Annotated in this window: 13 protein-coding genes; 5 read left to right on the forward strand and 8 right to left on the reverse strand. The window is 52.7% G+C overall.

The window, feature by feature from the left end; all coding sequences use genetic code 11:
• Window positions 1-102: 102 nt before the first annotated feature.
• From RJ53_RS03515 to nifS, 6 genes are read right to left on the reverse strand one after another with little or no spacing between them, the layout of a single operon-like run.
• Window positions 103-942: a 2-oxoacid:ferredoxin oxidoreductase subunit beta gene (locus RJ53_RS03515; protein WP_211530235.1), complete on the reverse strand. Its 840-nt coding sequence runs from the start codon at window positions 940-942 to the stop codon at window positions 103-105.
• A complete protein-coding gene (locus RJ53_RS03520; protein WP_211530236.1) occupies window positions 939-2,573 on the reverse strand; it encodes a 2-oxoacid:acceptor oxidoreductase subunit alpha in 1,635 nt (544 codons plus the stop codon). The genes RJ53_RS03515 and RJ53_RS03520 overlap by 4 nt, the downstream gene beginning before the upstream one ends.
• The gene (gene fdhD / locus RJ53_RS03525) at window positions 2,573-3,310 is read right to left on the reverse strand and encodes a formate dehydrogenase accessory sulfurtransferase FdhD (protein WP_211530237.1); all 738 of its coding nucleotides are present in this window, start codon (window positions 3,308-3,310) and stop codon (window positions 2,573-2,575) included. The genes RJ53_RS03520 and fdhD overlap by 1 nt, the downstream gene beginning before the upstream one ends.
• Entirely contained in the window at window positions 3,307-3,636 is a 330-nt protein-coding gene (gene cutA, locus RJ53_RS03530; RefSeq protein WP_211530238.1) for a divalent-cation tolerance protein CutA, read from the reverse strand. Before cutA ends, fdhD begins: the two co-directional genes overlap by 4 nt.
• A 37-nt stretch (window positions 3,637-3,673) precedes the next feature.
• Window positions 3,674-4,102 (reverse strand): Fe-S cluster assembly scaffold protein NifU, encoded by a 429-nt coding sequence (nifU, locus tag RJ53_RS03535; RefSeq protein WP_211530239.1) that lies wholly within the window; start codon window positions 4,100-4,102, stop codon window positions 3,674-3,676.
• A 5-nt stretch (window positions 4,103-4,107) separates the two neighbouring features.
• Window positions 4,108-5,289 (reverse strand): cysteine desulfurase NifS, encoded by a 1,182-nt coding sequence (gene nifS / locus RJ53_RS03540; protein WP_211530240.1) that lies wholly within the window; start codon window positions 5,287-5,289, stop codon window positions 4,108-4,110.
• Window positions 5,290-5,400: 111 nt separating this feature from the next.
• On the opposite strand from nifS, the gene RJ53_RS03545 reads away from it, so the two are divergent.
• From RJ53_RS03545 to RJ53_RS03565, 5 genes are read left to right on the forward strand one after another with little or no spacing between them, the layout of a single operon-like run.
• The gene (locus RJ53_RS03545; RefSeq protein WP_211530241.1) at window positions 5,401-6,549 is read left to right on the forward strand and encodes an LL-diaminopimelate aminotransferase; all 1,149 of its coding nucleotides are present in this window, start codon (window positions 5,401-5,403) and stop codon (window positions 6,547-6,549) included.
• Window positions 6,546-7,847, forward strand: a complete 1,302-nt coding sequence (gene lysA / locus RJ53_RS03550; RefSeq protein ID WP_211530242.1) for a diaminopimelate decarboxylase — start codon at window positions 6,546-6,548, stop codon at window positions 7,845-7,847. Before RJ53_RS03545 ends, lysA begins: the two co-directional genes overlap by 4 nt.
• A 10-nt stretch (window positions 7,848-7,857) precedes the next feature.
• Window positions 7,858-9,147 (forward strand): OB-fold nucleic acid binding domain-containing protein, encoded by a 1,290-nt coding sequence (locus RJ53_RS03555; protein ID WP_211530243.1) that lies wholly within the window; start codon window positions 7,858-7,860, stop codon window positions 9,145-9,147.
• A 55-nt stretch (window positions 9,148-9,202) separates the two neighbouring features.
• A complete protein-coding gene (radA, locus tag RJ53_RS03560) occupies window positions 9,203-10,177 on the forward strand; it encodes a DNA repair and recombination protein RadA (RefSeq protein WP_211530244.1) in 975 nt (324 codons plus the stop codon).
• Window positions 10,171-10,863 carry a phosphoglycolate phosphatase gene (locus RJ53_RS03565; protein WP_211530245.1) on the forward strand — a complete coding sequence of 231 codons (693 nt, stop codon included), beginning with the start codon at window positions 10,171-10,173 and terminating at the stop codon, window positions 10,861-10,863. The genes radA and RJ53_RS03565 overlap by 7 nt, the downstream gene beginning before the upstream one ends.
• A 5-nt stretch (window positions 10,864-10,868) precedes the next feature.
• Here the strand turns inward: RJ53_RS03565 and RJ53_RS03570 are convergent, their stop codons facing one another.
• Window positions 10,869-11,117, reverse strand: coding sequence for a PRC-barrel domain-containing protein (locus RJ53_RS03570; protein WP_211530246.1), 249 nt, complete (start codon window positions 11,115-11,117; stop codon window positions 10,869-10,871).
• Window positions 11,118-11,175: 58 nt separating this feature from the next.
• Entirely contained in the window at window positions 11,176-12,054 is an 879-nt protein-coding gene (locus RJ53_RS03575) for a CBS domain-containing protein (protein WP_211530247.1), read from the reverse strand.
• Window positions 12,055-12,084: the final 30 nt, after the last annotated feature.

The raw sequence follows: 12,084 nt of genomic DNA on the forward strand, positions 1-12,084 counted from the left end.
AATTTAGTAGGATATTCTGCCAGAAAAGTCTGCCTGATCAGAAAAAAGTGTTTGTGAATTTGGATCTTCTTTATCTCCTCGAAAGAGGGGACGAGTATCCGTTTATCTCTTCGCTATCGCTCTTTGGATCAGTCCGGTTCGATCGATCTCTCCTTCCTTCCCTGCAAGGATCCTCTCTTCAAAGGTCGGGGCATCTCGCGAATAAAGGATGCCTAATGGAATCCTCCCCTCTCCGGAATAATTCCATTCCCGGACAAGGACTTCAGCTGCCCGCCGGTCTTCAGGGTCATTCCCTTCCAGACGGTAAACATGATCGTCATAACAGGTGTGAACATCATAGAACGTGGCGCAGACCTGCAGCACCTCGACAAATGAGAATCCCTTGTGCTGGATTGCAGCCTTCAGCACCTCTTCCATCCCCTTCTTATCCCGTGAATACGAGCGGGCAATGAACGTCGCTCCTGCAGAGAGCATCAGATCGAGCGGATTGAAGGGATCTTCCTTCACCCCTTCCGGTGTTGACTTCCCTGCAAAACCGGGTGGTGAGGTCGGGGTGTACTGGCCGGTTGTCAGGCCGTACACCCTGTTGTCATGAATGATGACGGTGATGTCAACATTCCTCTTTGCCGCAAATATCAGGTGATCGAGCCCTTCTGCATAGGCATCGCCATCCCCTGCGGAACAGATGATGGTGAGGTCCGGGTTGCCCAGTGATATCCCGGTTGCTACCGGAATAGCCCTTCCATGGATCGCATAGAAGCTGTTCGTCTGCATATAGTCGGCGATCTTTGCATGGCATCCGATACCGGAGACGATGACCGCCTCCTCGCGAGGGATACCGAGATCGGAGAGGACACTCTTTATTGCATGCTGGATGGTGAAATTACCACATCCCGGACACCAGGTATTCTGTGTCTGGCTGATATACTCTGCTCCCTTCATTCTATCACCTCCCTGATGATACCTTCAAGTTCATCGATTGTAAATGGACGTCCATTGACTGATCGGATGTTTCTGTCAGCTGTATAGCCAAACCGTTGGATAAGCGACGCGAGCTGGCCGGTGGCGTTCTCCTCAACGATGATGATCTCTTCTGCTTCATGGAGTGCTTCTGCAAACTGCATGATCGGGAATGGTTCAAGGACGATCGGCCGGACAACCCGGAGAGAGAGGCGTTCACCCACCTCGCGGCAGGCTTCTCCTGTTGACCCAAAGCAGATGACAGCAATTGGTGCATCCGAAATACCATCAACCCTGACACAGCCATACAGCCCCATCTCATTATCCAGGGTTGCCCCTTTTCGTATCAGCTTGACCATTGCAGCTGCGGCTTTCCTCGGCTCTTCTGTTGTGATTCCGTCCTCATCATGGGTATAGGAGTTCACCTTGACGACATTTCCAGGAACCGGCGGGAACCGGAGTGGTGAGATGCCATTATCGGTGGTGCAGTACCGCCTGTATATCCCCTCCCGGTAGTGTGTTGATGGCGAGGGTATCGGAAAATCCGGGTCGATATCGGTTGATGCCGGGTGTTCCCCGAGATTTTTGTCTGAGAGGATGAATGTCGGGCACTGGAACTGCCATGCGAGATGGACGGCACGGGCAGACCACTCATATGCCTCATTCGTCGTGCCCGGAGCGATGACGATGCGTGGAAACTCGCCATGGCCTGCATGAAGGACAAAGCCGAGATCCGCCTGTGAGGAATAGGTCGGCATCCCGGTTGAGGGTCCCGGCCGCATCGCCATCACGATGACAACAGGTATTTCAGCCATTCCTGCAAGCGATACCCCTTCATTCATGAGGCAGAACCCTCCACCCGAGGTTCCTACGGCAACCCGCTTCCCTGCATACGACAGCCCAAGCGCCATCGTGATGACGGCGATCTCATTTTCCGGATGGACGACGATGAGCGGGCTATCCCTGGCAAGATCGGCCATGGTGTGAAGGATCGAGGAGGAGGGCGTCATTGGATAGGATACATATGCGTCCAGTCCCCCCCGGATAAGACCGAGTGCAATCGCATCGTTTCCGGTCATGACAGGCGACTCCTGGGGAGTTTTTATCTCTACGGATCTCCCCTCTCTGCTCTCATGGTAGCCACGGAGAGCCAGGCGGATATTCTCTTCCGCACGCGATCCAAACTCACGCCGGATCGCCTCTTCCATGATCTCCCGTGGAATTCCGGCTGCACGGCAGAACGCACCGATGATAACGGTATTTCGTGCGATTGGTGACGCATTCTCCTCTTTGATGATGCTGGATGCAGGTACGCCTATCCCTTCGGCTTTGGCTACATCTGTGTCATACACGATGATTTCTATACCCGTATGGCGTCGGATCGTCTCCTGATCCATGGCACAGAGGAAGTCCGGGCGGCGGGCGATACCTCCGCAATCCTTCTCGGCTGCACGGATCGTCGCAAAATTATGCCCTCCGCGGATGAGCGACGGGTAATCATAGTACATATACACCCGGTATCCAAGCAGGCCCGCAATCCTTGCGAGGAGGAGACCGCCTCTGTTGATCCCCTCCCCCGCCTGACCACCAATAGAAACAGTAAATTCTGACATTATTCCCTCCTTTTTTCAAGACCGATAACACGTTCAGGATGAGTATAGACCGTAAACCGCCCTTCCCTGGTGAAGCAGATGAGCGTAATACCTGCCGCCTTCGCGGTCGCGATCCCTTGATCTGTTGATGCTGCCCTCGATACGATGATCGGAATCCCGGCATTTGCCACTTTGCCGACCATACCCGATGGCTGCCTTCCTGTACAGCCGATGACACAGCGGGATAGCGGGAGTTTGTTTAAGACCGCATGTCCTACGACCTTGTCAACAGAGTTGTGCCTCCCGATATCCTCACATCGTATCGCCATCTCATCATCGTAAAAGAGAACCGAAGCATGGAGTGCCCCTGTCTTCAGCCAGGCATCTGAATCGATAGCAGCCCTGACATCCAGGATCTTCTCCGGGGCGATCTGCTGCCCTGATTCGACCATGCGTGGAGTGAGCCTGTTTGAGTACCCGCCCGAGGATTCGAGGGTTGCCTGGTACTCCCCGGTTACCGGGGCCTCGACATAGATCCTGTCATCACAGACAGTCACCTCTTTGATACGATCTGCAATCCCTGAACAGATGATGAATCCGGCTCCAAGCTCTCTGAGGTGATCATCGGATGCAACCATCGTCAGGAGCTCCTCATTATTCAGATAGAGTGTAAAGGTGTCTTCACAGACGATCTGATCCTCAATCGTCGTGAATACCTCATTTTTATAGAGGATCCCGGTCTGTTGTATGAGCCTCATCCCGAAACCTCCGCCCTCACCCAGGAACAATACCTGGGATCCCCGTCTTTTACCGGAAGGGCAAGTATCTCCGGTACATCATAGGGATGTATCTCCCTGAGGCGCCTGAATGTCTCCTCTCTTCTGCCGGTCGTTGTCTTGCAGATCAGGAGCATCTCATCTTCAACCTGCACCTCCCCCTCCCATCTGAAGACTGAGCGGATCTCCTGGATGTTGACGCATGCAACAAAGCGCTCATCGACAAGTATCCGGGCGATTGAATCGGCTTTTTCAGCCGGAGCAGTGCATAGTATCAGTTCAATTTCTTCTCCATTCACGTGCATCATACCAACAGATGCAGTCGGGGTTAAAAAAGATTCGGTATTAGTCGGTCCCGCAGCCACTGCATCCGGCGCAGCTCCCCTCCCCCTCTTCCCAGGGCTCAAGCCCCATCTTCTCGAGATAATTGTTGATTGCGGCGTGTATCGCCTCTTCAGCAAGAACCGAGCAGTGGAGTTTCTGTGGGGGGAGCCCTTCAAGTGCCTCAGCCACGGCTTTGTTTGAGATCTCCCATGCCTCCTCAAGGGTCTTTCCTTTGATCATCTCCGTTGCCATCGATGAGGATGCAACAGCTGCTCCGCATCCGAAGGTCTGAAATGATGCATCTTCAATGACATTATCATGAATTTTGAGGAATATCCGCATGATATCGCCACATTTCTGGTTACCGACCTCACCGATGCCGTCAGCATCGGGTATCTCCCGCTGGTTCCGGGGGTTGTTGAAATGATCCATCACTGTCTCTGAGTACATACGCTTCACCTTGTTCGCAGTTCTTTTGGCGTTAATGGTGACATATCCCTGAGTCGCTGTACGACCGTTGGAACGACCCCAAGGACATAGTCTATATCTGCTTCTGTCGTCTCCTCGCCAAGTGTCAGGCGTAGTGATCCATGGGCCTGTTCATGAGGAAGGCCGCAGGCGAGGAGCACATGGGAGGGATCAAGAGAGGCGGAGGTACAGGCGCTCCCTGTTGATGCCGCAATCCCGTTGGCATCAAGGAGGAGGAGGATCGATTCTCCCTCGATATAGTCGAAGATGATGTTGACATTGTTTGGGAGCCGTTCGGTGGGATGGCCGTTGAGCCTGCTCTTTGGGATCGTCAGAAGCCCGTCAATGAGTCTTTTCCGGAGCTTTTTCATCCTCTCAGCCTTCTCCGACATCATTGCGGCTGCACGCTCGATAGCCGCACCGAGGCCGACGATTCCGGGGACATTTTCGGTACCCGCCCGCCGCCTCTGCTCCTGCGCACCTCCATACAGAAGGGGATCGATCCGCAGGCCACGCCGGATAAAGAGTGCTCCCACTCCCTTTGGTCCGCCGAACTTATGTGCTGAGATGGAGAGGAGATCAACATTCATCGTTCTCACATCGACAGGAATCTGGCCGATAGCCTGGACTGCATCGCTATGGAAGATAATCTTATGCGATCGTGCAATCTCTCCGATCTTCTGAACAGGCTGAATGGTCCCGATCTCATTGTTTGCAAGCATCACCGAGATGAGGATGGTATCGGGTCTGATCGCCTCCTCAACACTCTCCGGAGATACCATTCCGTACTCATCGACGGGAAGATATGTGATCTCAAACCCCTCTTTTTCAAGTGCCTCGACGGTATGCAGGACAGCATGATGTTCAATTGCGGTTGTGATAATATGGCGCCCTTTCTTCCCATGCGCTGATGCTATCCCGCGTATTGCCCAGTTATCAGACTCCGTCCCCCCGGATGTGAAGAAGATTTCCCTTTCATCTGCTCCAAGTGCTGCCGCGACCTTCCGGCGTGCCTCTTCTATCGCGGTGCGCGAGCTTCTGGCAATGCTATAGAGCGATGATGGATTCCCGAAATGCAAAGAGAAGTACGGGAGCATTGCGGAAACCACATCCGGGTGTGTTCTGGTCGTGGCTGCATTATCCAGATAAATTTCATGTTTATTTTCCATCTCAGCCCTCGTATCATAGTATCTTCCAATGGTGCAATAACCTTTTGTCAAGGGGAATATACCTTCCACATACGTGATTCTTAAGTACACCAAGGAAGAACAGTACCTCGTATGTACGCAAAACGCCTTGACAACCTTCCACCCTATCTGTTTGCACGCATTGATGAGATGAAAGATGAAAAGAGGCGTGCCGGTGTAGATGTCATCGATCTCGGTGTTGGAGATCCTGATCTCCCGACACCACCGCATATCGTCGAGACCCTCTGCACAGCTGCCCGTGACCCGGCGAACCATCATTATCCATCATATCTTGGTCTTCCGACGTACCGGGAAGCAGTTGCGTCATGGTACAAAGGACGTTTTGGTGTCACCGCTGATCCGAAGAGTGAAGTGATCACCCTTATTGGTTCAAAAGAGGGGATCGCCCATGTTCCGGAGGCATTCGTCAATCCCGGCGATGTCGTCCTTGCAACCGATCCCGGATACCCGGTCTATAAGACCTCGACCCTCTTTGCGGAAGGTATCTGCCATCCCCTCCCTCTCCTTGAAGAGAATGGCTTCCTCCCGGATCTTGCATCAATTCCAAAGGATATTCTCGAGAAGACGAAACTCTTCTTCTTTGGATACCCGAACAACCCGACATCAGCCATCGCTCCTCTCTCGTTCTTCAACGAGGTCGTTGAGTTTGCACGGGAAAACAATATCGTCGCCGTCCATGACAATGCCTACTCTGAGATAACCTTTGACGGATATACTGCCCCTTCGTTCCTTGAGGCAGATGGTGCATTTGAGGTTGGAATCGAGATGCATTCACTCTCAAAGACCTACAATATGACAGGATGGCGTCTTGGAATGGCTGTTGGAAACAAGGAGATCATCGCCGGTCTCGGCAGGGTCAAGACCAACATCGACTCAGGTGCTTTCGATGCGGTTCAGCTTGCCGGTGTCACTGCCCTTACCGGACCTCAGACCTGTGTCGCCGAGGCATGCAGCATCTACCAGGAGCGGCGTGACGTCCTTGTCAAAGGACTTCGCAGTCTCGGATATGAGGTTCAGGCTCCGAAGGCAACCTTCTATGTCTGGCTGAAGGTGGATGACTCGATGGCGTTTGCCGCCCGCCTCCTCGATGAGGCCGGGATTGTCGCAACACCCGGCGTCGGGTTTGGGGCGAGTGGTGACGGGTATGTCAGGTTTGCCATCACCCGGTCTGTTGAGCGGATCACCGAGGCGGTAGGCCGTATGGAGGGGATGAGGCGATGACCCTCCGACTCCCCGCCCATCTCTCCATAAGAAATGGCCATCTGGTAACCGGGAAGCATGATCTCGTCGATCTGGCAGAACGCTATGGAACACCCCTGTATGTCATCAATGAAGATCATATCGTCTCTAATTTCGAACGGTTCCAGTCAGCCCTGGCCAGCTACTACCCCGGAGTTCAGATCCTCTATGCAGCCAAAGCAAATGGTAACCTTGCCGTTCTCCGTGCACTTGCCAGAAAAGGTGCAGGTGCCGATGTCTTCTCCTCAGGTGAACTGACCCTCGCCCTTCGTGCAGGGATGAAGCCTGAACGCCTCCTCTTCAATGGCACCTCAAAATCAACGGATGATCTCAGGCTTGCGGTTGAGAGTGGTGTTCGTGTATCCATCGACTCCATTGATGAACTCAATCAGCTCTCAAAGATCGCATCTGAAGCGAAGAAGACGGTTCCTATCGCATTCCGGGTGAATCCTGCACTTGAGGTGCCGACACACCCAAAGATCGCAACAGGCCTTGCAACAACGAAGTTTGGAATACCTGCCGGCGAGATCATCGCTGCATATGCGGCAGCACGTGATGCACCCTATGTCATTCCCGTCGGGATGCACTGCCATATTGGATCACAGATCCTTGATGTTGAACCATTTGCCCGTGCCGCTGCTGTAATGGCGGATCTTGCAGGTGAGGTGACCGCGCTTGGCGTTACGCTCGAGTTCATCGATCTCGGCGGCGGCCTTGGTGTGCCGTACCACCGTGAGACTGATGTTGCTCCGACACCGGAAGAGTATGCAGCCGCCGTCATGCCTGTCTTTGTTGAAGGGATGATGAAACACGGGATCTCACCACAGCTCTGGGTCGAGCCGGGCCGATGGCTCCTTGCGGAGTCGACGGTTCTCCTCACCAGGGTCAACTCGGTGAAGCGTGCTTTTAAGACGTTCGCGAATGTCGATGCAGGTTTCAACCTTCTCCTACGGCCTGCAATGTATGACTCATGGCATGAGGTGATCATGGCAAACAAGGCGGACCAGCCGGGTGAAGAGAAGGTGACGGTCGCAGGTCCCATCTGTGAGACCGGAGACATCATCGCAGAGGATCGCCTCCTGCCGGAACCGGTCGCAGGCGATCTCATTGCGATTCTTGACACCGGAGCATACGGGTATGCCATGGCATCCCAGTATAATGGACGGCCGCGATCTCCTGAGGTGATGGTAAAGGGAGATCATGCCGAGCTTGTCCGACGGGGCGAGACGATCGATGATCTCTGTGCTACGATGCTGATCCCTTCATGGCAGCAGGAGTGAGAGGTTCTCTGTGAGGTTTCATTACGCCCTCGTTGATGATATCCTCAGCAGAGAGGAGTTTGATCGTCTTGTCGAGGAGAAGGCCGCTTTATATGGTGGTGCCATTGATGAGACGGCAGCCGCCCTTCTCGTCGTTGAGGATATCGGCAGGGCCCATCAGAAGATAGGATCGATCACCCCCTCCCCCTCTCTTGTCTCCCTCTATGGCAGGGTGATGCGTCTCACCGAACCCAAAGAGTTTACCCGTGATGACGGCTCAGTCGGATGTGTCGCCAGGGTCGAACTCGCCGATGAGACAGGAAGTATCATCCTCGTCCTCTGGGATGAAAAAGCGGCGGGTATTCATGAAGTCGGGACAGGTACTGTCCTTGAGGTGATCGGGCGTCCGAAGGAAGGAAAAAAAATCGAGATTCATGGCCTTGCCGTCCGTGTCACCGGTGTTGAGATCCATGTTCCGGTACAGAAAGAGTCCTCCCTCCCCTCCGAAGCTGATATCGATGCACGAATTCTCGCGATCCAGCCACCACGAGCCTTCGTTCGGAGAGATGGGGGTGAAGGAATCATCTGCGAGGCGATCATCGGGGATCCGACAGGCTCAGCGCGGCTTCTTGGCTGGGATTCCACCCTCTTTGATACCCTCCGCGAGGGTGCATCTGTCAGGATAACCGGTGCAAAGCGTCGTTCGACGGATGATGGTGTCGAGTATCTCCTTGACGAGGGATCAGCGATCATTCCGCTTGATAACGAAATTGGTCTCCTCCTGACTCCGCCGGGTGAGGTGATGGATAAAGGCGTCTACTCTGTTCGTGGTCAGATCACCACCGTCCATCCGGCCCGCCCCTTCACCACACGGAAGGGGGATGCTTCATGGGTTCGGAATCTCTTTATTGACGGCCCGCTCAGGATTGTGATCTGGGGTGAGCGGGCGAGGGATCCGTTCTTCCCTGGTGAGATGATTGAGGTTTACAATGCATCGGCACGACTGAACCGTTATGGTGATGTGGAATTATCTGTCGGTTTTGGGAGTGCCATCAGCGTTATCCCGAACCTTTCCTGTGATGTTCAGATTGAAGGGGTGATCGTCCTATCTCCTGAAGGGGTTGCTTTCGCTGCTGACGGGAATCTCTATATTCCTGAATCAAAAGACCTAATGATCGCCGGACGATACCGGTTGAAAGGGAGGCTTTCTGGTGTACGACTCTCTGTTGATGAGGCCGAGCTCATCGTCACCGATCCCAGGGATCTCGGGGCTCGTGCAGATGAACTTGTTTCACTTTCACCCCCTGCTGTCAGGTATTGATAACCTCTCCCTGAGAATATCAGATCATATCTCAGCACAGGAGTAAGAAGATATTATGTCATTAATAGAACTGGAAGATGTCCCGGGTATCGGTCCTGCAAGTGCAGAGCGGCTTCGTGAAGCCGGATATTGCACGGTGGAGAGTATCGCCACCGCTACAACAGCTGATCTTGCCGAGGCTGCAGAACTTGGTGAGGCGACTGCAAAAAAGATCATCAAGGGCGCACGGGAGATCGCCGATATCGGTGGCTTCAAGACCGGAACGGATGTCCTTATCAAGAGGCAGGATGTACGAAAACTCAGGTCATTTGTTCCTGAGTTCGATGAGCTCCTTGGCGGAGGGATCGAGACCCAGGCGATCACCGAGCTCTATGGGGAATTTGGATCCGGAAAGAGCCAGATCGTCCATCAGATGGCGGTTAACTGCCAGCTTCCTGAAGAGTGTGGCGGCCTGGCAGGGAGCTGTCTCTATATCGATACTGAAAATACCTTCCGGCCTGAACGTATCACCCAGATGGTGGAGGGGCTTTTGGTCGACTGTGAGGTGGGAACCCCTGCCGAGTTCCTTGAGAATATCCATATTGCACGGGCACACACCTCGGATCACCAGATGCTCCTCATCGATAGCGCGCGGGATCTTGCAAATGAGAAGAGGGATACAGATAAACCTATCCGGCTTATTATCGTTGATTCACTCACCAGCCACTTCCGTGCAGAGTATGCGGGGCGGGGGACACTTGCACCACGACAGCAGAAACTGAACCGCCATATGCACGAACTCTTCAAGCTCGTCGATGAGCATAATGCAGTCGCCCTCGTCACCAATCAGGTTATGTCAAACCCCGGTGTCTTCTTTGGAGATCCGACAAAGCCGATTGGTGGAAATATCGTTGGTCATTCGGCGACATTCCGGCTTTACCTGAGGAAGAGCAAGGCTGGCAAAAGGATTGCACGGCTCGTTGACAGCCCGAACCTCCCTGAAGGCGAAGCAACCTTCATGGTTGAGAAGGCAGGAATAAAACCGTGTTAAAGGCCCTTGTCTGTGATATTGACGGCACATTGACCGATGAGAACCGAAGGATCAATACCCGTGCGATCGAGACGATCCGCCTCCTCCTGGATAGGGACATCCCGGTCGTTCTTGCTTCCGGGAATACCATCTGCTTTCTTGATGCAGTTGCCCGGATGATCGGGACGGGTGGTGCAGCCATCGGTGAAAACGGAGGGGTATTTCAGACCGGCTATGATGGCGATCCTGTTGTGACGGGTGACCGTTCGATCTGCCTTCTGGCTTATGATCGCCTCTCATCCCATTTTGGAGATCAGGGGAAGAATCTCATTCCGTACAGCATGCATCTTCGATATGCGGATGTTGCATTTGCAAAGACTATCCCGGCAGGGGAGGTCAGGGATGTCCTGGCCGATATGCCGGTGAAGGTGATCGACACCGGATTTGCAATCCATCTTCAGTCGCCCGGTGTTTCGAAGGGGACCGCGCTTAAGGAACTTGCTCCGCTCCTCTCCCTCTCTCCGGAAGATTTCCTCGCTATCGGAGACTCGGATAATGATATTGAGATGCTGGAATCTGCGGGGTATGGAATGACGATGAAAAATGGAACTGCCGGTCTGAAAAAAGTTGCTGATTGTATTATCGAGCGCTCTTATGGTGATGGTTTCTCTGATGGAGTTTTATCTGCCCTTGAACGCTTTCTATAATCTGATTATCTGAGCATATACCGGTCAACAACGATATAGTCCTTTATATCCTTCACTGCTTCAAACGGGACGAGCATGCAGTTGTTATCCAGCTTATAGCTTGAGGCATCAAACCCGGCTTCGGGCAGCACGACCAGGTTGATCACCTGACCACTGTCAACATCAATCATAATATTTTTTAGTTGCCCGATCACCTTGCCATCACTACTCATGATCTTCTTCCGCCGAAGCGTACGAGCAAAAGCCAAAGTCATAGAAAGATGGTTGGTTGATAAGTATATAAATTATTCTCATTTTTCCAAAAAGAAGAAGTTACAGGGTGGGAAAGACCCGGATAATATCAGACTGGGTGAGGATGCCGACCGGCTTTCCATCCTCGACAACGATCAGCCTTCCGATCTCACGCTCTTTAAACCTGCGTATCACCTCATACAACCTGGTATCTCCATCAGCCTCGATAACTTCATGGGTCATTACGGTACTGATGGGAGTATCGAGGGGAAGGTTGCGATCAATTGCCTTGATGATATCTGTCAGGGTGACAATGCCGATGAGCTCCTCCCCCATGATGACCGGGGCTCCATGAATTTTGTGCCTGTTGCAGATGGTTATCGCTTCATGAATTGATGTTTCTGGTGCCATACTGATGAGGGGAGCGCTCATATAGTGGCGGATCGACTTCTTTGGGAGTGATGTCATCTCGGATATTGAGATAAGAAGCGCGCCCTGAATCTCATCCCTGCCGAAGACCTCACCGCGGATCATCAGTTTGTTCACAGGTGTCGGGCCGATGGTAATCTCTTCTCCGATTGCGAAATTTCTGACATTACCTATTATCCTGATCAGGGAGTGGCAGAGATCCGGGTGGCAGAGGGTGGTAAAGTCTATCTCTGTCACTTTAATCCCCTTTATCACCTCCCCGTCTTTTTTTATTGTCACCTCAGCCTCATCATCTGTCGGCTTAATATTCAGCTCCTTATATGCCTCTGCGGTTGGATGATACCCGCCTTTTGGCCCCGGAACTCCGTCAACAAGGCCAAGGGCTTTTAAAGCCTGCATCTGGTTTCGAACAGTTCCCGGATTTCGTTTTATGATATTTGCGATGTCATCTCCTTTCACGGGATGAGAATGTTGATGATAGAGGGAGATTAATGTAATAAGAATATCTTTCTGGATGAGTGAGAGATCCATAATGATTGTTCATTTATATACAAATAAATA

Source organism: Methanocalculus chunghsingensis, from assembly GCF_018132105.1.
GTDB lineage: Archaea > Halobacteriota > Methanomicrobia > Methanomicrobiales > Methanocorpusculaceae > Methanocalculus > Methanocalculus chunghsingensis.